The 23440-nt window shown below is 69.6% G+C and carries 22 protein-coding genes; 11 read left to right on the plus strand and 11 right to left on the minus strand.

The annotated features are described in order from the left end of the window. Positions 1-44: 44 nt before the first annotated feature. The 3 genes from AB0877_RS11955 to AB0877_RS11965 all read right to left on the minus strand — a co-directional run bounded on the left by AB0877_RS11955 (position 45) and on the right by AB0877_RS11965 (position 2584). Positions 45-566 carry a sigma-70 family RNA polymerase sigma factor gene (locus AB0877_RS11955; RefSeq protein WP_366608575.1) on the minus strand — a complete coding sequence of 174 codons (522 nt, stop codon included), beginning with the start codon at positions 564-566 and terminating at the stop codon, positions 45-47. Beyond that, positions 566-1480 carry an alpha/beta hydrolase gene (locus AB0877_RS11960; RefSeq protein WP_366608576.1) on the minus strand — a complete coding sequence of 305 codons (915 nt, stop codon included), beginning with the start codon at positions 1478-1480 and terminating at the stop codon, positions 566-568. The genes AB0877_RS11955 and AB0877_RS11960 overlap by 1 nt, the downstream gene beginning before the upstream one ends. Positions 1481-1627: 147 nt before the next feature. Next, positions 1628-2584 (minus strand): hypothetical protein, encoded by a 957-nt coding sequence (locus AB0877_RS11965; RefSeq protein ID WP_366608577.1) that lies wholly within the window; start codon positions 2582-2584, stop codon positions 1628-1630. On the opposite strand from AB0877_RS11965, the gene AB0877_RS11970 reads away from it, so the two are divergent. Further along, positions 2516-4168 (plus strand): helix-turn-helix transcriptional regulator, encoded by a 1653-nt coding sequence (locus AB0877_RS11970; RefSeq protein WP_366608578.1) that lies wholly within the window; start codon positions 2516-2518, stop codon positions 4166-4168. The two genes, AB0877_RS11965 and AB0877_RS11970, sit on opposite strands and share 69 nt — an antisense overlap. Positions 4169-4260: 92 nt before the next feature. On the opposite strand, the gene AB0877_RS11975 is transcribed toward AB0877_RS11970, so the two are convergent. Beyond that, the gene (locus AB0877_RS11975; RefSeq protein ID WP_366608579.1) at positions 4261-5730 is read right to left on the minus strand and encodes an NAD(P)/FAD-dependent oxidoreductase; all 1470 of its coding nucleotides are present in this window, start codon (positions 5728-5730) and stop codon (positions 4261-4263) included. A gap of 221 nt (positions 5731-5951) precedes the next feature. On the opposite strand from AB0877_RS11975, the gene AB0877_RS11980 reads away from it, so the two are divergent. From AB0877_RS11980 to AB0877_RS11990, 3 genes are all read left to right on the plus strand, one after another. Next, on the plus strand, positions 5952-6128 hold the full coding sequence (locus AB0877_RS11980; RefSeq protein ID WP_366608580.1) for a hypothetical protein: 177 nt from the start codon (positions 5952-5954) through the stop codon (positions 6126-6128). 353 nt (positions 6129-6481) lie between these two features. Beyond that, positions 6482-7249 (plus strand): carotenoid biosynthesis protein, encoded by a 768-nt coding sequence (locus AB0877_RS11985; protein WP_366608581.1) that lies wholly within the window; start codon positions 6482-6484, stop codon positions 7247-7249. Positions 7250-7257: 8 nt separating this feature from the next. After that, complete coding sequence (locus AB0877_RS11990; RefSeq protein ID WP_366608582.1) at positions 7258-7983, plus strand: alpha/beta hydrolase; 726 nt, start codon at positions 7258-7260, stop codon at positions 7981-7983. A gap of 103 nt (positions 7984-8086) precedes the next feature. Here the strand turns inward: AB0877_RS11990 and AB0877_RS11995 are convergent, their stop codons facing one another. From AB0877_RS11995 to AB0877_RS12010, 4 genes are all read right to left on the minus strand, one after another. Next, positions 8087-9049 carry an alpha/beta hydrolase gene (locus AB0877_RS11995; RefSeq protein WP_366608583.1) on the minus strand — a complete coding sequence of 321 codons (963 nt, stop codon included), beginning with the start codon at positions 9047-9049 and terminating at the stop codon, positions 8087-8089. Positions 9050-9150: 101 nt separating this feature from the next. Further along, positions 9151-11928 (minus strand): LuxR C-terminal-related transcriptional regulator, encoded by a 2778-nt coding sequence (locus tag AB0877_RS12000; protein WP_366608584.1) that lies wholly within the window; start codon positions 11926-11928, stop codon positions 9151-9153. 232 nt (positions 11929-12160) lie between these two features. Further along, the gene (locus tag AB0877_RS12005; RefSeq protein ID WP_366608585.1) at positions 12161-12382 is read right to left on the minus strand and encodes a hypothetical protein; all 222 of its coding nucleotides are present in this window, start codon (positions 12380-12382) and stop codon (positions 12161-12163) included. Further along, positions 12379-13143: an ATP-grasp domain-containing protein gene (locus AB0877_RS12010; protein WP_366608586.1), complete on the minus strand. Its 765-nt coding sequence runs from the start codon at positions 13141-13143 to the stop codon at positions 12379-12381. The genes AB0877_RS12005 and AB0877_RS12010 overlap by 4 nt, the downstream gene beginning before the upstream one ends. A 163-nt stretch (positions 13144-13306) precedes the next feature. Between AB0877_RS12010 and AB0877_RS12015 the strand changes: the two genes are divergently transcribed. After that, positions 13307-13846 carry an RNA 2'-phosphotransferase gene (locus tag AB0877_RS12015; protein WP_366608587.1) on the plus strand — a complete coding sequence of 180 codons (540 nt, stop codon included), beginning with the start codon at positions 13307-13309 and terminating at the stop codon, positions 13844-13846. Between the two features lie 74 nt (positions 13847-13920). Here the strand turns inward: AB0877_RS12015 and AB0877_RS12020 are convergent, their stop codons facing one another. Next, the gene (locus AB0877_RS12020) at positions 13921-14991 is read right to left on the minus strand and encodes a winged helix DNA-binding domain-containing protein (protein WP_366608588.1); all 1071 of its coding nucleotides are present in this window, start codon (positions 14989-14991) and stop codon (positions 13921-13923) included. Further along, positions 14991-15188, minus strand: a complete 198-nt coding sequence (locus tag AB0877_RS12025) for an epoxide hydrolase N-terminal domain-containing protein (protein ID WP_366608589.1) — start codon at positions 15186-15188, stop codon at positions 14991-14993. Before AB0877_RS12025 ends, AB0877_RS12020 begins: the two co-directional genes overlap by 1 nt. Positions 15189-15279: 91 nt before the next feature. Between AB0877_RS12025 and AB0877_RS12030 the strand changes: the two genes are divergently transcribed. The 4 genes from AB0877_RS12030 to AB0877_RS12045 all read left to right on the plus strand — a co-directional run bounded on the left by AB0877_RS12030 (position 15280) and on the right by AB0877_RS12045 (position 18513). After that, positions 15280-15636 carry a VOC family protein gene (locus AB0877_RS12030; protein ID WP_366608590.1) on the plus strand — a complete coding sequence of 119 codons (357 nt, stop codon included), beginning with the start codon at positions 15280-15282 and terminating at the stop codon, positions 15634-15636. Between the two features lie 97 nt (positions 15637-15733). Next, the gene (locus AB0877_RS12035) at positions 15734-16303 is read left to right on the plus strand and encodes a WHG domain-containing protein (RefSeq protein ID WP_366608591.1); all 570 of its coding nucleotides are present in this window, start codon (positions 15734-15736) and stop codon (positions 16301-16303) included. A gap of 84 nt (positions 16304-16387) precedes the next feature. After that, complete coding sequence (locus tag AB0877_RS12040) at positions 16388-17566, plus strand: GDSL-type esterase/lipase family protein (RefSeq protein WP_366608592.1); 1179 nt, start codon at positions 16388-16390, stop codon at positions 17564-17566. Positions 17567-17850: 284 nt separating this feature from the next. Continuing rightward, on the plus strand, positions 17851-18513 hold the full coding sequence (locus AB0877_RS12045) for a hemerythrin domain-containing protein (RefSeq protein WP_366608593.1): 663 nt from the start codon (positions 17851-17853) through the stop codon (positions 18511-18513). 288 nt (positions 18514-18801) lie between these two features. Here the strand turns inward: AB0877_RS12045 and AB0877_RS12050 are convergent, their stop codons facing one another. Then, on the minus strand, positions 18802-19437 hold the full coding sequence (locus tag AB0877_RS12050) for a helix-turn-helix domain-containing protein (protein ID WP_366608725.1): 636 nt from the start codon (positions 19435-19437) through the stop codon (positions 18802-18804). Between the two features lie 157 nt (positions 19438-19594). Between AB0877_RS12050 and AB0877_RS12055 the strand changes: the two genes are divergently transcribed. Further along, the gene (locus AB0877_RS12055; RefSeq protein WP_366608594.1) at positions 19595-20392 is read left to right on the plus strand and encodes an alpha/beta fold hydrolase; all 798 of its coding nucleotides are present in this window, start codon (positions 19595-19597) and stop codon (positions 20390-20392) included. A gap of 71 nt (positions 20393-20463) precedes the next feature. Continuing rightward, complete coding sequence (locus AB0877_RS12060) at positions 20464-23436, plus strand: BTAD domain-containing putative transcriptional regulator (RefSeq protein ID WP_366608595.1); 2973 nt, start codon at positions 20464-20466, stop codon at positions 23434-23436. The last annotated feature ends 4 nt before the right edge of the window (positions 23437-23440 follow it).

Below are 23440 nucleotides of genomic sequence, written 5' to 3' on the forward strand. Positions count from 1 at the left end.
CCGCAGGTCCACCGGCCAGCCCCGGGCTCGGCGTGCCGGCATCGTCAGGCGGAGAGAACCGCTGATCTCAGGGAGCTCATCGCGTGGAAGGCTCGCGACTTGACCGTCCCGATCGGCACGCTGAGGAGGTCGGCGGCGTCGCCTGCGCTGCGGCTCTGGAGGTAGACCTCCTCGAACGCTCTGCGGCGCTCGGGGCTCAGCTTGCGGAACGCGTCCAGCATGGACTCGCGGGCCACCACGAAGTCCATCGGGTCCGCTGGCGAGGAGTAGTTCTGTAGTTCGCGTTCGCCCGGGAACTCCTGGGGCCGCCGTACGCGCTTGCGCGCCTCGTCCGCCGACACGTTGCGAGCGATCGTGAAGAGCCATGGCTGGATGTGGTCCTCGTCGACGGGGACGTCGCCGATGTGCCGCCAGACCTTCAGCATCGTTTCCTGCAGGAGGTCTTCGACGATCTGCGGCCGGTAGATGTTGATTCGTTTGAGGTACCGGAGCAGGACGCCGGAGCGTTCCTCGAAGATCTGCCGCAACGTGTCCACGTCATCGGGGCGCGGAGCAGGACTGGTCATCAGGAACTCCTGGACCGCGTGGTCGCCTTCCCACTGTCGGGCATGGCCACGGACAGCCGGCGGCCGAGGAAGTCGCGGATGATCGTGGCAACCTCGTCGCCGGCGCTTTCGAGCAGGAAATGCCCGCCGTCGAGCAGGTGGATCTCGGCGTCGGTGGCGTCGGTGGCGAAGGCCCGCGCACCGTCCGGGCCGAAGATCTCGTCACCACGGCCCCACACCGCCAGCACCGGTACGCCACTGCTGCGCAGGTACTCGTGCAGGCGGGGGTAGAGCGGCGGGTTGGTGGCGTAGTCGCGGAACAGGGCGAGCTGGATGTCGTCGTTGCCGGGGCGGCTCAACAGGGCGTAGTCGTGGTGCCAGGTGTCCGGGCTGACCAGGGTCTCGTCGGGCGTGCCGGTGAGGTACTGCCAGCGGGTCACGTCCAGGGTGAGCGCCGCACGGATGGCGGACTCGGTCTCCGGGGTCTGCTCCTTCTGGTAGTTCCACACCGTCTGCCAGAAGCTGTCGACGAAGCCCTCCTCGTACCCGTTGCCGTTCTGCGTGATGATCGCCGTGATCGCCCCAGGGTCGCGCAGGGCCAGCCGGAATCCGACGGGCGCCCCGTAGTCCTGGACGTAGATGGCGTACCGCGCGATGCCGAGCTGCTTGAGCAGGTCGGCGGTGAGGTCGGTCAACGCGTCGAAGGTGTAGCCGAACTCGTCGGCTGTCGGAGCGTCCGACAACCCGAACCCGAGGTGGTCGGGCGCGATGACGTGATAGCGATCGGCCAGCGCCGGGATGAGGTTGCGGAACATGAACGACGACGTCGGGAACCCGTGCAGGAGGACCACGGTCGGCGCGTCGGTCGGGCCGGCCTCCCGGTAGAACAGTTGACGCCCTGCCACTGAGGCATACCGGTGGTGAACGTTCGGCACGACTCCTCCTCTTCACTGCGGTGGACCGTCAGGACGGTCTTCGACCTGTACGGCTGTGAGCTTGGCTCGGCGAGAAAGGGCTTCGCCTCCGAATCAGCCCCGGGTCGACCCCCGGTCTCGACCCGGGGGTGCCGGGCGACACGTCAGTCAGCAGCGAGGCCGGCCGCACCTTTCAGGCATATTGTCCTGTTCGCGGGCATCCCCCGGGGAAGGTTGCCACGTCCGGGGGTACGACCGGTGGCGGACCCGTGGCGCGATGCGGCCGACGGCGCGCAGGATTGCCCGATGGACGTTGACCCAGACGCCGAGGGTCTGCCGGCAAGCCCTCGACCGCCGCTCCACGGGCCTGACGAGTTCCGGCTCGAAGAGCTGAGGCGGCGTACGGCCGCCGGTTGCGGCGGTGGGGTGCGCATCGTCGGACACCGCAGCTCGGCAGCCTTGGACCAGCTGATCGACCAGGCTGCCGATCTCCGCGTACTCCGGATTCGGCCGGTCGCTGCCGAGCAGGAGATCCCCTTCGCAGCGCTGCATCTGCTCTGTGGTGAGCTGCTTGAGGGTTGCGCGTTCCTTCCGAGCGCTCATCTCGCGACACTGAAGGCCGCATTCGGCCTGATCGACGAGCCCAGGCCGTGCGTTGGGGTGGTCGCGCCCGCTGTGCTCGAGTTGCTCAGCGGCATCGCCCAGGCGCAGCCCGTCTGCGCCGCCGTCGACGATGCCCACTGGCTGGATGAGGCCACCGCCGAGGTTCTGGCCTTCGTCGCCGCCCACGCAACCCAGCGAGCCCTGATGATCGTGATCGCCGGCGTGCGTACGCCGCGGCTCGCCCCATTCGGGCAGTTCCCGGCGATCCACGTGCGGCCGATCGATCGCAGCGAGCTCCGCGGTGGATTCGCGATCCCCGGCCCACGTCGCGCCCGTTCGTGCTCGCACGCGGGCGACTGTCCGAGCCGTATCGGTCAGCTCACCCCGGTGTCGCGGCGGCTGCTGCTCGCCGCGGCGGCCGACCCGACCGGTGACGTCGCACTCTTCGAGCGGGTGACCGCCGCGCTGGGCGCCGACCCGGAAATCCTCGTCGCGGCCCATCTGGTCGAGGTCGGCGATCATGTCACCTTCACCTGTCCAGAGCTGAGATCGGTCAGCTACCACTCGGCCGGGCCCGGTGAACGGCGACTGATCCACCGCACGCTCGCCGAGAACACGACCGGCGATCCGACGCGGCGACTGTGGCACCTCGGCCTGGCGGCCGCCGCCCACGACGACGCTCTCGCCGATGATCTCGCGACCCACGCCGACCTGGCGCAGACGCGCGGTGGCACAGCGGCCCGTGCCGCATTCCTCGAGAGGGCCGCCCTGCTCACCAGCGAGCCGGCCGTACGCGCCGACCGCGCGCTCGCGGCGTCGGCGGCGATGTACGACCACGGCGACGTCGCCGGTGCCCAGCGGCTCCTGGCCAGCGTGACGCCGGAGTCGCAGGACACCGTCAGCGCCGCTCGGCGCAACTGGCACCGAGCTCGGATCCAGACCGTCGTGTGCTCCGGCGAGGAGCCCGCACGCCACCTGCTGGAGGCCGCCCGACGACTGTGGCCACTCGACCCGGCCGACGCACGGGAGGCGTACCTCGATGCCCTCCTCGCAGCGATGCTCGCCAGCGGGCCCACGGATCGCGCGCTGCTGCTCGTCACGGCGACCGAGGCCCGAGCCGCCGTGCGCGAAAGCGGCTGCGGACCGGCCGATGAGCTTCTGTTCGGGCTGGCCACGCGGGCACTCGACGGCTACGCCCGCTCGGTTGCCCCGCTGCGGGCCGCAATCTCGGCTTTCCGGGAGCCCTCTCTCGACCGTCGGGAGGCACGGTGGCTCGGCCTCGCGGGTCTGCTCGCCGCGGACGTGTGGGACAGCCAGGCGTGGCGGGACCTGGCTCAGCGTCACCTCGCGACCGGACGAGGCCCAGGACCCGACAACCGGCTCTCGCTGATTCCCCTGCGGGCTCGCGGTCACGACAGCGGGACCGCCGAGGTGCTCGCGGCTGCGGCGCTGCACAACGCGGCAGGGCGGTACGACCTGGCCGTCGGGGCGGCTCGCACGGCGCTACGGTCGGAGCATCCCGGCTTCACCGGCGGGGCGCTGATCGAGCTGGTCGAAGCGGCGGTCCGCTCGGGTGACGAGAGTTCGGCCGCAGAAGCCGCGGCCCGGCTCTCGCGGCGCACCACAGCGGCGGGGAGCGACTGGGCGATGGGCGTCCAGGCAACCGCCGAGGCGCTACTCGCCGAGGAACGGGACGCGGAGGCGTCCTACCGGGAGGCCATCGAGCGGCTCGGTCGCACCGGCCTGCTCGAGCGGCTGGCACGGGCCGAACTGCTCTACGGCGAGTGGTTGCGTCGGCGTAACCGCCGCGTCGAAGCGCGGGCTCAGCTGCGCTCGGCGAGCGGGCATTTCGGCGAGGTCGGCGCCGACGTCTTCGTCGAGCGGGCCCGCCGGGAACTGCTCGCGACCGGGGAGAACACGCGTCAGCAGACCGGCGGGGCTCGACGGCAGCTGACCCCGCAGGAGACCCAGGTCGCATCGTTGGCTCGGGCCGGATCGAGCAATGCCGAGATCGCCGCCCAGTTGGCCATCAGCACCCGTACGGTGGAATATCACCTGTATAAGGCCTTCGCCAAACTCGGCATCAGGTCCCGCGCGAAGCTGTAGCAGCGTCGATATCGGGGCGGGCCGGCCAACGGCATCCGCAAGCCGGTTGTCACCTGCCCTGCGGGCGGATTCCCGCAGGGCAGTGATGCTGCTCAACCGTCTTTTCCGTCCCGGTACGCCTCCAGCAGCCGCAGCCACACCTCACTGACCGTCGGAAACGACGGCACGGCATGCCACAACCGGCTGATGGGCACCTGCCCGGCCACGGCCACCGTGGCCGAGTGAAGCAGTTCGGCGACTCCGAGCCCCACGAAGGTCACCCCGAGGATGTGCTCGGTTGCGCTGTCGACGACCATGCGGGCACGGCCCTCGTAGTCGTCCGCGAACAGACGAGCGCCAGCGACGGTTGCCGCCATGTCGACGTCGACGACCCGCACGTCATGACCATTGCGGCGCGCCTGCTCAGCGGCGAGCCCCACCGCCGCGACCTCGGGATCGGTGAAGATGACCTGCGGTAGGGCGTGCACGTCAGCCGTAGCCGCGTGCGGACCCCAGGCTGAGGCGTCCAGGGCCCGACCTGCGGCAACGGACGCGATGGCGTTGCCGACGACGCGGGCCTGGTACTTGCCCTGGTGGGTCAACAGTGCGCGGTGGTTGACGTCACCGATCGCGTACAGCCAGCCGCCCTCGACGCCGTGAACCCGGCAGGTGTCGTCCACGTCGAGCCAGGACCCCGGCCTGAGTCCCACCGTCTCAAGACCTATGTCGCCGGTGAGCGGGACGCGTCCGACGGCAACGAGCACCTCGTCCGCTTCCACCTCGGTGTCATCGTCGAGCACCAGCGTCACGGGACCGGTGGGTGACGGCCGGCGCATCGACATCACGGTCGCACCCTGTCGGACGTCGACCCCCGCCTTCCGCAGACCCGCGCCGACCATCTCGCCGGCGAAGGATTCGAGCCGCGGTAGGAGACGCGACTCTCGCGCCAGCAGCGTCACCGCGGACCCCAGCCCCTGCCAGGCGGTGGCCATCTCCACACCGACCGCGCCGCCACCGATGACGGCCAAGCGGGCGGGAACGGCCGATGTGTCGGTGGCGGTCCGGTTCGTCCAGACCAACGCCTCGGCGATACCCGGCATGTCCGGGATCGCCGCGCGGCTGCCGGTACAGACCACTACCGCGTGTCGGGCCGTCAGACCGACGATCTGCTCCTCCGGGGTCACGACGGCGACACGACGTGGACCGTCGACACGGCCGTGGCCGCGAAACAGGTCGGCGCCGATGTCCTTGACCCACCGCGCCTGCCCGGAGTCGTCCCACCCGGTGACGGCGAGGTCCCGGCGGCGGAACACGCCGGCAGCGTCGACGGGCCCCGTGACGGCCTGCCGTGCACCGTCGAGCCGGCGAGCCTCGTCCACCGCCACGACCGGGCGAAGCATCGCCTTGCTCGGAATGCACGCCCAGTAGGAACACTCACCGCCGACGAGTTCCCTCTCGACCAGCGCCACGGTCAGGCCAGCTGCCGTGGCGCGAGCGGCGACGCTCTGTCCGACGGGACCACCGCCGATGACGATCACGTCGTAGGTCCTGCCCGCGGAGCCCTCGAACTCGGAATTTTGCATCCTTCTCGCCTTTCGGGATCGCACAGTCGGGTCAGCTTCGGCCACTGTCGCAGTCGGCCGCCTCGAGCGAGTCCGTATTGACCCCGGACCAACCCCGGGGCTCCCGTCAGGTGTCGATCGGCCTGCGCCTACCGACACGTTGCGCGTCGCCTGCCGCCTCAGCCCGCTACACGACGGGACCTCGCGGTTTGTCGCCGCCCCGATCTGGAAAGGATCTTGTCATGACCATATGGAGCAGGCTCAAGGACCGGCGAAACAAGCAGATCCAGCAGCGGCGCCAGGAGGCGTACCTGCGGGCATCCGCACGAGGAGCTACCCCGCAAGAGGCTCGTAAGGCTGCGGACCGGGCGGAGAACGGCGGGACGAATGCCGCCATCATGGGCGCCATCACCAGTTGACATCGGCGAACACGACGCGCAGCCCGAAGCCGACGGGCTGCGCGTTGTCATCTGCCTGCTGCGCTGATCGAGCGGAGCACGCACCCGCCGCGGCGTGAAACGCCACCACGTCCGGCGCGCACGGCGACCTGAACCTCGTCAGACGAGCCCACCTCTGTGATCTCTCACACCGGGAGAACTTCGCCCGCGTCGGTTCGTACCTGTTGGTTGTGAGTGCTCAAATACAACAGATCGAGGCCGGGGGTCGGCGCGAACGGCGGCGCCCCACCCGGGCAGTCCTCGTCGTGATGTGGTTCGCCGTCGGCGTGGACGCGATCGCGAACCTGATCCCCTTGCCTCTGGCAGGCTCGGTGGTGACCGTGGTGAGCCTGCTGATGGAGCTGACGTTCGCCCTGTCGCACGGCGCCGTGGCCTACCGATGGCGGGGGATTCTGGTCTTCCTCCTGCTGGCGCTGGTGGTCAGCAACGTCATCGAGGACATCGGCGTGCTGACCGGCGTGCCGTTCGGCCACTATCACTACACCGACGAGCTGGGCGCCAAGCTGATCGAGGTGCCCGTGCTGATCGGGCCGGCCTACGTCGCCGTCGGTTACCTGGCCTGGTCCATCGCCAGCATCCTGTTCCGCCCGGTGCACCGGGGCAGCCCTGTCGTCGCAGTCATCGGCACACCTCTCGTCGCCTCCTTCGCGATGGTGGCCTGGGATCTGGCCCTGGATCCGTCGTCGTCGACCCTGCGGGGTCGCTGGGAGTGGGAGGACGGCGGTGGGTACTTCGGCGTGCCGCTCACGAACTTCCTGGGCTGGAGCCTGACCGTCTACGTCTTCTACCAGCTCTTCGCGCTGTACCTGCGCCGGTGGGGACCCGAGGCCGACAGTCTCGGACGGACCCGCGGTGGCTACCTCCCGTTACCGATCGTCGCGTACGTGGTGGTGGCCGGCGACTACGTCGTCACCTGGCTGACCGGCGGCCACGACGGTGTGCCAGCACACGTCATGGATGCCACCGGACACCTGTGGCGCACCACGGACGTCTACGAAAGCTCGGCCCTCTCCGCCATCTACGGAATGGGCTTCCTTGCCCTGCTGGCCGCTCTCCGGCTGGCCGATCAGCACCGCTCCTAGGCGGTCGCATGTCCCATAGAAGGAGTTCCACCTTGCTTGACTCCGCTCCTCCCCCGTCCTTCCTGCTGGTGCACGGCGGCTACCACACCGCGTCCGCCTGGCTGCCCGTACAGGGCATTCTCGACGCCCAGGGATGGACGTCCGAGGCGATCAGCATGCCCAGCGCGGGCAAACAGCCCACGGCAGGCCTGTACGAGGACGCCGACGCGCTGGCCGCGAGGCTGCGGGAGATCGAAGGCCCGGTCGTGGTGGTCGGTCACTCCCACGCAGGTCTGACCATCACCCAGCTCGGCGATGACCACCCGAACCTCGTCCGTCTGATCTACGTCGCCGCGTTCATGCCGGCCGAAGGGGTTTCCGCCGCGACGGCCTTCGGCATTCCGGTTCCCGACGACCCCAGCGGCCTCGCGCCGCGCGAGGCGTACGGAAATCCGCGGGAGACGTTCTACTCGGACCTCTCGGACGTCGACGCGAAGGTGGCCATCGACCAACTCGTCGACCAGAGCCTGCTGTCGTGTGTGCAGCCGACGACGCGGGCGGCCTGGCGCAGGGTCCCCTCGACCTACGTGATCTGCACTGAGGACAAGCAGTTCCCGGTCCCCCTGCAGGAGCAGTACGCGTCGCAGACGAGCGACGTCGTGCGGATTGGGACGGGCCACTCACCGATGCTGTCAGCGCCGGACCAGGTCGCGGACATCCTAACAGCTCGTGCGGGCACAGCAGTGCGGCGCTGAGGATGCGAGCCGACTGACCGGCCGGACGAACCGGTCCCGATCGAGGACGCCATTGCCGGTCCGGCCGTTCCGCGGCCGGACCGGTCAGTGTCCGGATGGTCTGTCAGAGAGCCGCAAGAAACTGGAGCAGCAAACGGTTGACCTCCTGCGGGCGTTCCTGCTGAATCCAGTGTCCGCACCCCGGCAGGAAAATCGGCTCCGCGAAGTGGTCATGCCGACGGGGAAGGGTCCGCACATAGTCTTCGAGACCACGGAACGCCAGTACCGGGTCCAGATCGCCCGAGACGAACAGCGCGGGCATCGGCAGACGGATCCCGTCGAAGGCAGCGGTGAGTTCCCAGTTGCGGTCGAGGTTGCGATACCAGTTGAATGCTCCGGTGAAGCCGTCCTCGAACTGGGCGGCATAAACCCGCAGGTCCTCCTCGGTCAGCCAGCCCGGCAGCGCCGCGCTGTGCTCCGGGTCGATCGCCTCCAGCAGCCCGCCACCGACGGGGACCAGCATGTCCCGGGGCGCGCGGTTCGCCGGGTTGTCCCCGCTCACGCCATAGAAGGTACGACGCAGGCTCGTCATCGGGTCTCGGCCGAACTCTTCGTCCGCGACGCCAGGCTCCTCGATGTAGTTGATGTAGAACCGCCCGCGGTGCATCGCGCGCATGGTGCTCAGCTGTCCAGCCTCTCCCCGCAGATACGGGGGAACACTGAGCCCCACGACCCCCCGGATGAGGTCAGGACGCATAAGGGCGATGTTCCACGCGACAGTGGCGCCCCAGTCGTGGCCGACCAGCACGGCATCCTGGGCCTCCAGCTCCCGCATGAGGCCGGTGATGTCGGCAACCAGATGCATGATCGAATAAGCGTCGACCGCTGTCGGATGCGAGCTGTCGCCATAGCCTCGTTGCTCGGGAGCGACCACTCGGTAGCCAGCCTCCACCAACGGGCGAATCTGGTGCCGCCACGAGTGAGCCGACTCCGGAAAGCCGTGCAGCAGGAGGACGAGAGGCCCGTCGCCCGCCTCCGAAATCCTGATATTGATACCGTTGGTCGCGACGAGACGACTCTGCGACATGCGACTCCAGTGTGCTTCGTGGTGAGCGACCCGAGACGGCAGGCTGTTGCCGATCGCGACCAGGTGCGCCGCAGCTTCCCCGCACCGCCAGTGTCCCGGGGTCAGCGACGCAATTGACGCCGTGAGGTAATGCCCAACTTGGCGAAGATCTTACTCAGATGCCACTCGACCGTTCGTGGACTGATGAACAGACGGGTTCCGATCTCCGCGTTCGAGAGCCCTTCCCGGGCCAGCTTGACGATGTGGGTCTCCTGTGGCGTCAGCGGGCCGGCGTCGTTGCTCGGCCGTTGACGGACGTTCATTCCAAGCCGATGAGCGGCTGAGGCGGCGAACGCCTCCATGCCCATCCCGGCGAACATGTCGTAGGCCGTCCGAAGCTGGTCCCGGCCATCATCGCGTCGACCGAGCTCGCACAACCATTCACCGTAGTAGAGGTGGGCGCGTGCCGTCAGCGGCCGAATCATCGTACGGTTGAGCCGCTCGATCGCCTCGACGTACAGCTCCTCCGCCCTCGCGCTGTTGGTCAGCATGGCGCGGCAGCACGCCTCCACACCGAGTGCCCAGTCGGTGCCGCACGCCTGCGTCGAGATCGACAGCCGCTCCAACGCGTCAGCCCCGAGTTCGGGCTGTCCGCTCCGAGCGGCGGCGATGATCAGCTCGACGAGCGGCGCACCGGTCAACACCCCGGGTTCCAGGCTCGACTGGATCGTCAGCTGAGCTGCGGTCAGCGCCTCACCGAACCGGCCCGCGCCGTTGTAGAGCAACGCCTGGGCCCAGCCGACGATGGCCGGGGCCAGCCCTTCACCGCGGCGGCTGGCGTCGGCGGTGCTGACAGCGGCCAAGTCGAGGGTCCGCGCCTCGTCGCCCTGCCACGCGGCGAGCAACAGCGCCATGTAGCTCGGCACCGGAATCCCGGTTCCATCCGCCACATCGTCGAGTTCCATGATCAGTACGGATGCCTCGGACAGGTCGCCTGCGAACAGGTGCATGAGGATGCGTGTCGTCAGCGCCAGGGGCAGGTCGGCCAACGCCCCGCTCTCGCGCGCCAGCCGCACGTAGCTGCCGGTGAGCGCGTCCGCCGCGTCGTCCTGGCAGAGGTCCGTAGCGATGGAGCTGGCGAACCACATCCACCGAAGGCCCTCCTCGCTCGCCAGATCCGGGTTCTGGAACGCCTTCAGCGCCTCCTTCATCTTCGGCACAGCAGCAGCGAAGCCCGCGGTGTACCGCACTGCCAGACCGTCCAGGAGAAGGTCCGAGGGCCGCACCGGCGCTGTGGCGACCGGCGCAGCAGCGGCCGCCCGGGCCACATCGCCCAGGGTGCCGCTGCTGCCGGAGTCTGACGCGTACCAGGCCGCGCGCAGTGCGTCGAGATACGTGCTCCGGGCGAGACCGACGTCCAGCGGCTCGAGCCGCGAAGCCGCCTTCAGGAAGAGGTCGGCCGTTTCGCGACCTCGGTCGACCGTGAAGGCGATGTCGGCCCGCAGGAGATCCGCGCGTGCCCGGTCAAGCTCGGACGAATGATCGGCCTCGGCCAAGGCGAGCAGGCGCAGCGCGACGTCCGGAGCACCGCCCAGGTGTCGGGCCTGCGCCGCCGCCAACAGCCGCGAAGCCCGCCGGGCCGGATCCGGAGTCAGCTCCGCGGCTCGTTCCAGGAACACTCCGGCCGCCGCGAACCCGCCACGGGTCTGGGCCCGAGCGGCGGACGCCTGCAACTCGGTCGCCACGCTTTCGTCGGGGCCTGCGGCTGCCTGCGCCCGGTGCCAGGCTCGCCGGTCCGGATCCGTGCCGGGCTCCATCGTGTCGGCGAGCGCGGCATGTGCCTTCCGCCTCTGCGTTTCGCTGGCTGCCCGGTAGACCGCCGAGCGCAACAGGGGATGCCGAAACCGCACCCCGAAGCCGAAATCCACGAATTCCGCGGCGAGCCACGAAGCGGCGAGATGATTCTCGACGGGAACGCCCATACGAGTGAGAGCGCCCCATACCAGCACGGGATCCCCGACGGGCTCGACCGCGGCGACCAGGAGCAACGTCCTGACGTCCGGAGGGAGCGCGGCAATCTGCCGCCGGAAGCTCTCCTCGATGCGGCGAGGCAGAGCGTCGTGGCTGACAATTCCGAAGCCGCCGCCGAGTTCAGCAGCGGTGAAGCCACGCGGCAGTTCGGTGAGCGCCAGGGGATTGCCGTGGCACTCGGCGATGATGCGGTCGAGCACCCTCTCGTCGACAGGCCCGAGAAACGTGGACGCGAGCAACGCCCGCGAATGCTCGTCGGTCAGGCCGGTGACGGTCATGACCGGCAGGCCCTTCAGCTCCGGCATGTCGTCGCTGTCGAGGTCTGCGCGTACCGCGAAGATCATGATCAGCGACTCGGTTCTCAGCCGCCTGGCCACGAACCCGAGGACCTGGGCCGAAGCCTGGTCCAGCCACTGGGCGTCGTCAACGATGCAGACGACCGGCTGTCCGTCGGCGAAGCCGGCAAGCAGGCCGAGCACGCCCAGACCAACCATGAAGAGGTCCGGCGCCTCGCCAACGCTTAGGCCGAACGCGGTGCTCAGCGCACGGCCCTGCTGAGCCGGCAGCTGCGCAAGGCGGTCCAGGACCGGCGCGCAGATCTGGTGCAGGCCGGCAAACGCGAGTTCACTTTCGGCCTCCACCCCGGCGGCCTGGACGACCCGGCAGTCCCCGGCCTGAGCCAGGGCGTAATCCAGTAGCGCGGTCTTGCCGATTCCCGCCTCACCACGAAGTACGAGGGCCCCGCTGACGCCGACCCGCCCATCCGCGAGGAGCTGATCGAGCGCCGCACGTTCGACGCTCCTGTCCAACAGCACGTCGCGTCGTCTTCGCCTGCTCGTGGCCGCATCACGGCCGTCCTGGGGAAACATCGCCATAAACCCTAGTCGGGGACGTAGCCGCTGAGCCGGCGCGGTGGCCAACCCCGAGCGACAAATCCCCCTCTCCCCCCAGCCAACGGCATTAGACGAGCGGCGACGGCCGATCGTTCAGCTCGCGGCGCCAGATCCGTTGCCAGCGTTCCTCGGCCGCGAATTCACGCCAGCGCGCGGCGGGACCGTCCGGATGGACGCCACAGGTCGGGCACGCGCGGCCCGGACGGGATCACGTCGCGTGTGGCTGCAGTTCGTCGGCGGCACGCACGAGCGCGTCGAGGTCGTCGGTGAGACGGCGTGGGATACGGGCGGCGACGACCAGGTGGTGCCAGGTGGCACGGAATCCGTACGGGGCACAGTGCAGAGCGCACTCCCGCAATGCGGAGAGCCTGCGCTGCGGCGAGAGCGTGCTGTCGCGGACGTGGCGCGCCTGCGCAGGGAAGCTGGTCACGGAGCCAATGATGGCGCTCCGCGTCGGATGAACTGTTGATCGCGGATGGTCACCGAGGACGTTGGGCTTGCCGCTCGAAGGACGACATCGAGGACCAGGTCGGGATTCGCTACGTAGGCGCCGCTGGCCCATGCGGCGTTTGCCTCGATCACGGCCCAGTGACCGTCGACCAGTCCCACGTCTACGACGATGGCGGAGGGCAACGTGTGCCCGTAGCCGGCGATGAGATCGGCGCCGAAGGCCAGCGCGTCGCTCGACGGAGGGCCGAGGTGCAATCGGCCGCGCGCGGCGTACTGGCTGCCGGCGTGGACAACAGCGTCGAGCACGTGTAGCCGGTATTCGGCGGTGAAGTCGACGATGTCGCTGACGAGCACCGGAGTCTGCCGGTCGACAGCATCCGGGCCGGGCAGACGGGAGCCATCCGTATAGATCATCGCCGGGATGTTCTTGTCATTGGGCGACTTGATGAACGCCGGTCGACGAAGTTCGTAGGCCTCGCCGATGGCGACCAGGGTGATGTCACGGCGGGTAAGTTCACGGGGAAGGCCAGTCAGCCAGCCAGGTTCCGCTTCCAGGGGCGCGATCCCGAGCAACGGTGCGACGACATCGGCGAAGCTCGGACCCGCATGAAGGTGATCAGCACATAGTCCGGCGGGCACTTCGAAGGAGCCGAGCTGGACGGTGCCTATTCCGCGTCGATGAGCGGCGTCACGCAAGCTCCGAGCCGAGGCCGTCAGGCGTGGCGGCAGGACCAGTGTCACGGCTGATGATCCTGCCCCATTACGCCGTCACCATGACAGCGGTTATCAGGCGTTCCGGTGTCGCCGGCAACGATCCTGCGGTGGCCCAGCGGAGGAGATCCCGTTTTCGGTGTCGTCGGAAAACCTCTCGATGCGACCGCCGGGGATCGAGCACAATGCCACCGTGGATCGCGAGCGCCTGGTGAAGGTGAGCAAACGGATGTCGAAGGCCCTCCGGCACGATCCCGACCGGGCCGGTCTGGTGCTCGACCCGGCCGGTTGGACTCCCGTCGACGCTCTGCTCGCCGCCCTACGGATCGAGCGGGCCGAACTGGACGCGGTCGTCGCCGGCAACGACAAGCAGCGGTTCGCTGTCGAGCGCGGCACCGACGGGGTGCTGCGGATCCGGGCCAACCAGGGCCACTCGGTGCCGGTGGACCTCGGGCTGCCCCCGGTGATCCCGCCGGACCGGCTCTATCACGGCACCGGCGCCGGCGCACTGGAGTCGATCCGGGCCACCGGCCTGCACCGCGGCAGCCGGCACCACGTCCATCTCTCCGCCGACACCGACACCGCCTATCGGGTGGGCGCCAGGCGGGCCGGTCGGGTCGTGATCCTCACCGTCGACGCGGCGGCGATGGCCGCCGACGGGCACGTCTTCCACCGCAGCGCGAACGGCGTCTGGCTGACCGACGCGGTCCCCGCCAGCTATCTGCTCGACTGACCCCTGGCCCGGCGGCACGGCACGCTGGATCCGCGGCGGCGCGGACACGAAGGTTCGTGTGCTGCACCCTCTCCTCATTCGAATTCCTCGACGAGCCGTACGTCGGGCGCGGCGTCGGGGTGCAGGAAGGCCAGCAGCGCGGCACCTTCGGCCGTCACCGCGTCGCGGTCGGCGGCAGTCAGCGGTACGAAGAGCCGAACGGTGAGCGCCGCAGCTGCGACCGTCCACGCTCCCGCGGTGAACCCGTCAACCAGTACCGCTCGGGGAACCGGACCGTGCCGGGTCACCGCCCGCTCGCGGAACTCGTCGGTGAGCACCCGCGTCCGGTCACGATAGGACAGCAGCAGGTTGTCGAAGTCGTACAGGTACCGCACCGGTGCCGGGGTGTCCGGGTCGGGCCGTGGCGCGTCGGGCAGGTCGACGTACCCGCCGGGGAACGCCCGCAGCCGCGGCCGGAGCCGGTCGACCACCTCGACGAGGTGGGTGAGGCCGCTCCAGGTCTGCGCGTCGGCCACGGTCGCCGGGCCGTACGCGCCCAGGTAACGCAGCACGAGGTCATCGATTGTCATCGGGTGCAGCGGCGGGTTCGCCCAGACGTCGAGCGGCGCGTGCACGGTACGGCCGCTACGGCCCCACACCCCGCGAGGTGGCGTCTGCACGAGAGGCAGCAGGTTACGCGCCGCGTACGCGAGCGCCGCCGCGTTGTTGTCCGGCCACCGCCGCAGCAGTGCGGCACCCGTCTCGGCGGGCGTCATCGCCCGCTCGGCGAGCAGGTCGTGCGCGTGCGCCGCCACCGCACTCGTGTCGAGCCCGCGCATCCACCGCCCGTGGGTGTGGTTGGCGAACAGGTCCCGGTCCAGCACCGGCTGCACGAGCGGCCGAATCCGCGCGGCTTCCGCGGCGCCGATCAGGTGAATGGTGGACCGCATCAGCGCGATCCTCACCACCGCCCGGCTCTCCAGCAGCGCCGCGACGTCGACCGCCCGGAAGTCGGCAAGCCGGCTCCACAGTCCTGCGTACCAGGTGTGCGGGGTCTGTGCCTGCAGCCCGACGAGGTGGGCGAGGGCCGCTGGGACGCTCATGTCGGATCGGCGCAGGAGCAGCTGGCGGTCGAGCGTGGCCCGGTTGAGCGCCCGGCGATCCATCAACGTTTCCCCCATGCCCGCCGGTCGTACCCGTGCTGCCCGCATGCGGCCAGCACGCGGACCCGAGCCCTCGGCGCACCGTGGTCGTCGCGTGCGCCGGGCAGGTCGTCGGACCACCGGGTACGGGCGAGCCGGTTGGTGAGGTCGTCCAGGTCGGCCCGCGCAGTGTCGGTGCGGGACTCGCGGATCTCGGTCATGCCGTGAACTCTGTCAGCTCATCCGGACGGACCGATACGGCGCGCGGAGGCGGAAGGTGTCGAGTGACGGGAGTTCCGCCAGGATCGGTGGGTGGCGAACGTCTGGTCCGGTGTGACGATTGATTGCCTTGATCCCGAGCGGGTAGCCCGGTTCTGGAGCGGCCTGCTCGGTCGCGAGCCCGGTCCCTCGCAGGAGGGTTGGGTCTACCTCGGTGAACGCGGTGACCCTCAGCCACGGCTGGTGTTCCAGCCGGTGTCGGAGGCCAGGACCGGCAAGGTGCGGATTCACCTCGACATCTCCGTCGACCAGATCGACGAGGCAATGGCCCTGGCCGTCAAACTCGGTGGCCGGTTCACCGGCGAGCGGCACGACTACGACGACGGCGTGGTTGTCGTTATGGCCGACCCTGAGGACCACGAGTTCTGCCTGGTCCAGTATCACCGCTGACGGTAGCGACCAGTGCCTCAGTTTCACCTTCACTGTCGGATTTGCCTACAGGTATTAGGCAGGAGCATAGTTGCCGTAGGCAGACAGGGGGGGTGTGGTGGACAGACCAGGGCTGACGCCGGAGCGTCTGACCCGAGCGGGGGCGGAACTGGCCGACGAGGTCGGCTTCGACCAGGTCACCGTCTCGGCGCTCGCTCGGCGGTTCGACGTCAGGGTCCCGAGCCTGTACTCGCACCTGAAAAACTCGCAGGACCTCAGGATCCGCATCGCGCTGTTCGCGCTGGAGGAACTCGCCGACCGCGTCGCCGATGCCGTCGCCGGTCGGGCCGGCAGGGACGCTCTGGCCGCGTTCGCTGACGCCTACCGCGACTACGCCAGGGAGCACCCCGGCCGCTACGCTGCCGCCCGGCTCCGGCTCGGTCCGGAAACGGCGGCCGCCAGCGCGGGTGTCCGGCACGCGCAGATGGCTCGGGCGATCCTGCGGGGTTACGGGTTGGACGAGCCGGACGCGACCCATGCGGTCCGGATGCTGGGCAGCGTCTTCCACGGCTACGTCAGCTTGGAGCTGGCCGGTGGTTTCGAACACAGCGCTCCCGCCGCGCTGGAATCCTGGGAATGGATCGTGGATTCGCTCGACGCGGTGTTACGCAACCGCAGCGCTCGCTGACCCGACCGCGGCCGCACCACCGCCGGCGGTTCGCAGCGCGGTGCGCCGACGAACATCGAGATCTCGATCGAGAGGCTTGAGGCAATGCCCACCGAACATCAGTGGATCACCACACCGGTCACCGCGGCCCTCGTGCGCGGGGCTGTCGATCTGGAGGAGACCGCGCGCGGTCTCCTGCCGCATCGGCTGACCGGCCGGGCGCGCCAGCAGATCCCCGATGACCAACTGGCCATGGCTGAGGCCCAGCCCTCCGGGGTGCGGCTGGCTTTCCGCACCCGGGCCACCACCATCGAACTGGACACGCTGCCCACCAAGCGGGTCTACCAAGGCTTCCCGGCCCCACCCGACGGCGTCTACGACCTGCTGATCAACGGCCGCCTGGCCGCACAGACCTCGGTGCCCGACGGCAACGTCCGGACGGTCACCAACATGTTCACCCAGACCTCTGTGCTGGCCGAAGGGCCGGCCGGCACCGCCCGCTTCGCGGATCTGCCGGAGGGTGAGAAAGACGTCGAAATCTGGCTTCCGCACACCGAGATCACCGAGTTGATCGCGCTGCGCACCGACGCGGCCGTCGAGCAGAACCCGCCCAACGGAAGCAGGACGTGGCTGCACCACGGCAGTTCCATCAGCCACGGCTCGAACGCCGATCATCCCACCGCGATCTGGCCAGCCCTGGCCGCGGCGGAGGGCGGCGTGCAGTTGGTCAACCTGGGGTTCGGCGGGAGCGCGCTGCTCGACCCGTTCACCGCCCGAGCGATGCGGGACATCCCCGCGGACCTGATCAGTGTCAAGATCGGCATCAACATCGTCAACAGCGACGTGATGCGTCTGCGCGCCTTCACCCCGGCGGTCCACGGCTTCCTCGACACTGTCCGCGAAGGGCACCCGACCACACCGCTGCTGGTCGTGTCCGCCATCCTGTGCCCGGTTCAGGAGGACACGCCGGGTCCTCTCGTGCCGGACTTCGAGGGCGGAACCCTGCGGTTCAAGGCCACCGGCGATCCGGCCGAACGCAGCGCTGGGCGGCTGACCCTCACCGTCATCCGTGACGAACTCGCCCGGATCGTCGAGCAGCGCTCGGCCGATGACCCGAACCTGCACTACCTCGACGGACGTGACCTGTACGGCGAGGCGGACTACGCGCAACTCCCACTGCCCGACGAGGTGCACCCCGACCCGGCCGGACATCGCCGTATCGCCGAGAACTTCGCGCGGCTCGCGTTCGGCGACGGCGGTCCCTTCGCCACCAAGGCCAGCTGACCGTCTGTCGCGCGCCGAGCAGCGACCGATACGCGCCGCAGGCGACCGCGGCGCGCAGTCGGCTGCTCCCCAACCCCGGGCCTGTGACCATGGCGCCTTCGGGGGTTGTTCTGACACCGTCCACCCTCCACGCTGGAGCCGACCCGGCGGTTGTCACCGGCTGCCGATTGCCCATTACCGACTCTGGCCGGCGCAGTGACGGCCGGAAGTCGCTGTCAAGTCGCCGTCAAGTCCACTGGGATAGCGTGCGTTCTTCGCAACCTCTCTGCACTAGGAGTGCCGCTGTGCCCGTGAGCGATAGGCCGTACACCCACGAGATGGTGATCATCCACCGGGTGTTCCGCCGGGAAGCCACCGTCCTCCAGAAGCTGGTCGCCTCGGCCGGGGCCGGTGACATCGCCCGGGCGACGCAGGTCACCGCCGCCATTCGGGAGTACGTCGGCGGTTTGCACCACCATCATCACCTTGAGGACGAGTTGATCTGGCCCTTGCTGCACGAACGCGCCAGTCTCCACAGTGAGCTGGTGACCCGGATGGAGAAGCAGCACGGCCAGCTCGACACCACACTGCAAGCCCTCGACGCGCTGCTCCCACGCTGGGAAGGCCACGCCACCGCCGAGGTTCGTGACGAGCTGGCCGCGAGCCTCGCCGACCACCGGGCGGTCCTCGTCGAACACCTCGACGAGGAAGAGAGGCAGGTACTCCCGTTGATCGCGGAACATCTCAGTGTGGACGAGTGGAACCTCGTCGGTCGCCGCGGCCTGGAGGCCGTGCCTCGAAACAAGGTGATGCACGCGCTGGGCGCGATCCTCGAAGACGCCACACCGGACGAACAGCGTTACTTCCTCGCCAAGGTGCCCGCGGTGGGCCGAGTGATGTGGCGCCTGGTGGGTCAGCGCCAGTACCGACAGCAGGTGGCCCGGCTGCGCGAGCCCCAACAGCGATGAATCGATGAGCACGGCGGTCGGTCCGGCCGGCCACCGATGACCCGGGCCGGCCCGCTAAGTAGCGCCTGGGCTGGGTAGGGGGACGACCGGCGTGGCGGCGAACCGCGACCGGGTTTCCGGGGGGCGACGTTGGCCGGCCCGCCGTGCCGCGCCCCGGCCTTGCGGCCCAGGACCATCGGCGACTCCACCTCGATCTCCGGCGTGGCCCCGGCTTTCCTCCAGCGGCGGGGGCCACGCCGGTCTCCTCTGGTCTGCCGACGGGGAGGCGCGTGAAGACGACGGCGGGCGTCAGCGGTACGCCTGGACGACCGCCCGACCGGCCCGGTAGAGGGCGGTGGCAACCCTGCTCGGGTCGCCGAGGTAGCCGCTGACCATGGCGCCGTCGCGCAGCATCATCAACTCCGTGGCGACCTCCGCCGGCTCCCGTACCCCGAGGTCGACGAGCAGGGACTCGCCGAGTGTGAGGAACCAGCGCCGGTGCCGGTCGACGGCCTGCCGGACCGGGCTGTCGGGGTCGGGGAACTCGGCGGCGGCATTGATGAACGGACAGCCGCGGAATCCCGGCGCGCAGCTCTCGACACCGATCGCCTCCGCGATCACGCGGAATGCCGCGGCGGGGTCGTTGCCGGTCATCTGGAGCGCGAGTTCGACGGACTCCCGCTCCCACGCCGCCCGACGGTCGAGATAGGCGACGACGAGGTCGTCCTTCGCGGAGAAGTGCCGATAGAAGGTGACCTTCGTGACGCCGGCCCGCTGCACGATCGCCTCGACGCCGGCCGCCCGGATGCCCTGCTCGTAGAAGAGGGTGGTGGCCGCGTCGAGGATCTGGTCGCGGACGGACCCCCGGGTGGTCCGCTTCGCCGTCCAGGCAGCGCGCTCGGCGATGGCGGCCCTGATGCTGTCGGACGAGAAGGTGTCCCGCATGTCCACGCCACTGCCTCCTGCCTGAGGTTCTCTCCGGCCAGGAACGGTACCCGTCACGTCGGCTTGTCGATGGGGATTGCCGCGTGGCATCCTGGTCAACGCCGGTAGAATGACCGGTAACTCTACCTATCTCGAATCCCTCCGAGGAGTGCTCCCCATGGGCGACCAGAAGCCAGTGATCTTCATCCACGGTCTGTGGATCCACGGCAGCTCGTGGCAGAGCTGGATCGACCACTACCGGGCGGCCGGCTACGAGTCGGTGGCCCCCGGTTGGCCCGGGGACGCCGACAGCGTCGCTGCCACCCGGGCCAACCCGGCCGCTGTCGCCGGCCATGGAATCGCCGAGATCTACGACACGTTCGCCCGCGCCGCCCGATCGACCGGCACGACACCGATCGTCGTGGGGCATTCGTTCGGCGGTCTGATCGCTCAGAAGCTGGTGACCGAGGGAGTCGCCGCCGCCGCGGTCGCCATCGACCCCGCCCCCATCAGGGGCGTCCGCAAGCTCCCGCTGAGCCAACTGCGCAGCGCGTTTCCCGTCCTGTCCCGCAGGAAGAACCGGACCGGCGCGGTCAGCCTGACCCAGCGACAGTTCCGGTACGGGTTCGGCAACGTCCTCTCGCGGGAAGAATCCGACGAACTGCACAGTCGGTGGACGATTCCGGGTCCGGGCCGGCCCCTGTTCGAGGTCGCCTCGGCCAAGAAGGACCCGTCCTCGCCGGCGGCGGTGGACACCGCACGGGGAGACCGCGGACCGCTGCTCATCATCGGAGCGGAGAAGGACCACACCGTCCCGGGCTCCGTCGCTCGTGAGGCGTACGACCTCTACTCCGGCTCGCCGGCGGTCACCGACTTCCACCTGTACGCCGACCGGGGGCACAGCCTGGTCTTCGACAAGGGCTGGCGGCAGGTCGCCGACCGTACCCTTGGCTGGTTGCGTGAGCGAGGCTTCTAGACTCGCCCGCTTGACGGCGGGCCAGGCAGGACGCGGCGGCACGCACGAAATACCGAAGAAGGACCACGCAGATGCCCAGATCGACCAGCACGTCCCGGACCGACCGGGGGGCGGGGCACACCACGACCGAGAATCTGCACCTTGAGATTCTCGGTCCGCTCCGATTCTGGCGGGACGGCGTCGAGGTGAACCCCGGCCCCCAGCAACAGCGCCTGCTGCTGGCACTCCTTCTCGCCCGGGCCGGGCGACCGATCAGCACCGAGAGCCTGATCGACCTCATCTGGGGTGGTGACGCCCCCGCCGCCGCACGGAATGTCATCCACAAGTACGTGGGAGCACTGCGGCGGCTGATGGAGCCCACCCTCTCGACCCGGGACGCCGGCTCGTACCTGCGGCGGCACGGCAACGGCTACCTGTTGACCGCCGGAACCGGCATGGTGGTGGATCTGCTGGCGTTCCGGGAGTCCACGCAGGCCGCCCGGGTCAGTCTCAGCGCTGAGCGCCGGGAGGAAGCCCTCGACCACTACGTCGAGGCGCTCCAGCTCTGGCGTGGTTCCCCGGGTGACGCGCTGGCGTACTGCCCGGCTGCGACTTCGGTCTTCGCCGCTCTCGACGGTGAGCTTGTCGACGTGTGCGTGGTCGCGGCCGAGCTCGCCGTGACACTCGGGCAGCCCAGCCGCGTGCTGCCGGCCCTGCGACTGGCCACGTCGATCGCGCCGCTGCACGAGCAGGTGCAGGCGAGCCTGATCTACACGCTGGCCGCCGCCGGGCAGCAGGCCGAGGCCCTGTCGGTGTTCCAGACGGTCCGTGCCCGTCTCGCCGAGGATCTGGGCCTCGACCCCGGGGAAGGACTACAGGAGGCACACCGGCAGGTACTGAGCCAGGCCGTGACGCCGGCCGCGACGGTCGGCCTCGCCGGTGTACCGTCCGCGCTCGCGCGGACCCCGCTACCACGGCCGGCGCAGCTGCCACCCGACCTGCCCATCTTTGTCGGGCGCACCGAGGAACTCGCGACGTTGAGCGAGTGGTTGGGGGCGTGTGACGGTGCGCGGACCGGGCCACTGATCGTGGCCCTGGACGGTATGGGTGGGGTCGGGAAGTCGACCCTGGCCACTCGTTTCGCCCATCAGGTCGCCCACCGCTTCGTCGACGGTCAGCTTTGCCTGGATCTACGCGGGCATGACGGCGAGAGCGAGACCGTGCCGGCTGCGGAGGCCCTGCGCTCGCTGTTGTCGTCTCAGGGTGTCCGGGTGTCGAGCATGCCGGAGACGCTGGAAGCGCTTGTCGGGACCTGGCGCAGTCTGACCGCCGGACAGCGGGTTCTGATCCTCCTGGACAACGTCCAGGATTTCGCGCAGGTGCGTCCTCTGCTGCCCAACTCGGCCGAGAGCCTGGTGCTGGTGACGAGCCGCAAGCCACTCGTCGGGCTCGCGGCTCTCGACGGCGCCTATCTCCTCCACCTCGATCCTCCGGACATGCCGACCGCCCGCGCGCTGCTCAGGCGTCGGATCGAGCGCATGCCCAACCGGTCCGCCGCCGATCTGACCGCACCCGGCGATGCCCTGGACGAGATCATCGAGCTGTGCGGGCGTCTGCCGCTGGCCCTGGCGATCCTGGGCGGCCGGTTGAGTGCCCGCCCCCGACTCTCTCTCCCGGCTCTGGCCGCCGAACTCCGCGACGGCACGCAGCGGCTCGCGTCCTTCCCCGGCGGCCGTGGAGTCCGCGACCCCCGGGCCGCCTTCGCCTGGTCGTACGACCAGCTCAGCCCGGAGGCGGCTCGACTGTTCCGCCTGTTCTCCGCAGCTCTCTCTCCCGGCATCTCCGCCGAGGCAGGTGCCAGTCTGGCCGGGGTCCCGCCGCTGGTCGCCCGTACGCTGCTCGCGGAACTCGCCGACGCCGCGCTGCTGGACGAGGACGACCGCGGCCACTTCACGTCGCACGTCCTGGTCAAGGCGTACGCGCAGGAGCTGTTCCTGGCCGAGGAGTCCGAGGGGGACCGGAACGCCGCCGTCACCCGGCTACTCCAGCATTACCTGCACAGCAGCCAATACGCCATGGCGATGCTGATGCCGAAGGGAACCCTGGCCGTGCCGCCCCCGGCCCACGGTGTCGTCCCGGAACGGCCCCGCACCTACGACGAGGCCGTCCGCTGGTTCGACAACGAGCACGAGACCCTCCACGAAGCGGTACGCGTCGCGGGAGAGCTCGGCTCGGGCATCGTCCCCTGGCAGCTCGCCCTCAGAATGCAGGCGTGGCTCCAGCGCAGGGGTCGCTTCCATGACTGGCAGGACGTCATGCGCCTGTCCCTGCGGTCCGCGCGCGACAGTGGCGATCGCGCCGGCGAGGCGCACGCCCTGCGGAGCCTGGCCGGCGCCCGGCACTACTTCGGGGCCCACCAGGAGTCCCTTGAGCTGCTGTCGGACGCGCTGAGGATCTTCGCGGAGAGCGGCATGCTGCTGGAGCAGGCCGTCGTGCACTTGAACCTGCACCGCACCTACACCGATCTCGGCCGGCACGAGTGCGCGATCGAGCACAGCGACCGGGCCCTGGCCCTGTACCGGACCGTCGGCGTGGAGGATGCGGAGATCTGGACGTCGGAGACCCGGGGCCGGTCACTGGTGATGCTCGGCGCCACCGACCAGGCTCGGCAGTGTCTGGAGAGGGCGCTCGCGCTCGCCGAGAAGGCCGGGCGCAAGCCGGACGAGTCTGAGATCCGGATGTCTCTCGCGCGGTACCTCGTCCAGATCGGCCGCCAGGACGACGCCGTGGAGCAGCTCGACCAGGCCCGTCGAGTGGCGTCCGAGACCCAGAACACGCTCGATGTCTTCCAGGCCGAGATTCTGCTCCACGACATCAGGCTGTCCCGCGACGACAAGGAAGGTGCCTGCCGCACGTGGCGGAACGCGTGCGACGCCATGCACGCCATGCAGAACGGCGGGACCCAGAGCATGCGGGACGCGATCGTCGAACGGGGCGAGAAGCTGAACCAGATAATCGAGTTCCACCCGGGAGTCCGCGGCACCCACCGGTCGGCGCGATCCTGAGCGG

The organism is Micromonospora sp. NPDC047644 (assembly GCF_040704315.1).
Classification (GTDB): Bacteria; Actinomycetota; Actinomycetes; order Mycobacteriales; family Micromonosporaceae; genus Micromonospora.

Excerpts from the sequence above, each read along its gene's own strand:
- AB0877_RS11955 (WP_366608575.1), bottom strand. The coding sequence starts at position 566 with ATGACCAGTCCTGCTCCGCGCCCCGATGACGTGGACACGTTGCGGCAG.
- AB0877_RS11965 (WP_366608577.1), bottom strand. The coding sequence starts at position 2,584 with ATGATCGCCGACCTCGACCAGATGGGCCGCGACGAGGATTTCCGGGTC.
- AB0877_RS11990 (WP_366608582.1), top strand. The coding sequence starts at position 7,258 with ATGTCCCATAGAAGGAGTTCCACCTTGCTTGACTCCGCTCCTCCCCCG.
- AB0877_RS12055 (WP_366608594.1), top strand. The coding sequence starts at position 19,595 with ATGGGCGACCAGAAGCCAGTGATCTTCATCCACGGTCTGTGGATCCAC.
- AB0877_RS11980 (WP_366608580.1), top strand. The coding sequence starts at position 5,952 with ATGACCATATGGAGCAGGCTCAAGGACCGGCGAAACAAGCAGATCCAG.
- AB0877_RS12050 (WP_366608725.1), bottom strand. The coding sequence starts at position 19,437 with ATGCGGGACACCTTCTCGTCCGACAGCATCAGGGCCGCCATCGCCGAG.
- AB0877_RS11975 (WP_366608579.1), bottom strand. The coding sequence starts at position 5,730 with ATGCAAAATTCCGAGTTCGAGGGCTCCGCGGGCAGGACCTACGACGTG.
- AB0877_RS12020 (WP_366608588.1), bottom strand. The coding sequence starts at position 14,991 with ATGGATCGCCGGGCGCTCAACCGGGCCACGCTCGACCGCCAGCTGCTC.
- AB0877_RS12040 (WP_366608592.1), top strand. The coding sequence starts at position 16,388 with ATGCCCACCGAACATCAGTGGATCACCACACCGGTCACCGCGGCCCTC.
- AB0877_RS12060 (WP_366608595.1), top strand. The coding sequence starts at position 20,464 with ATGCCCAGATCGACCAGCACGTCCCGGACCGACCGGGGGGCGGGGCAC.
- AB0877_RS12025 (WP_366608589.1), bottom strand. The coding sequence starts at position 15,188 with ATGACCGAGATCCGCGAGTCCCGCACCGACACTGCGCGGGCCGACCTG.
- AB0877_RS12000 (WP_366608584.1), bottom strand. The coding sequence starts at position 11,928 with ATGTTTCCCCAGGACGGCCGTGATGCGGCCACGAGCAGGCGAAGACGA.
- AB0877_RS11995 (WP_366608583.1), bottom strand. The coding sequence starts at position 9,049 with ATGTCGCAGAGTCGTCTCGTCGCGACCAACGGTATCAATATCAGGATT.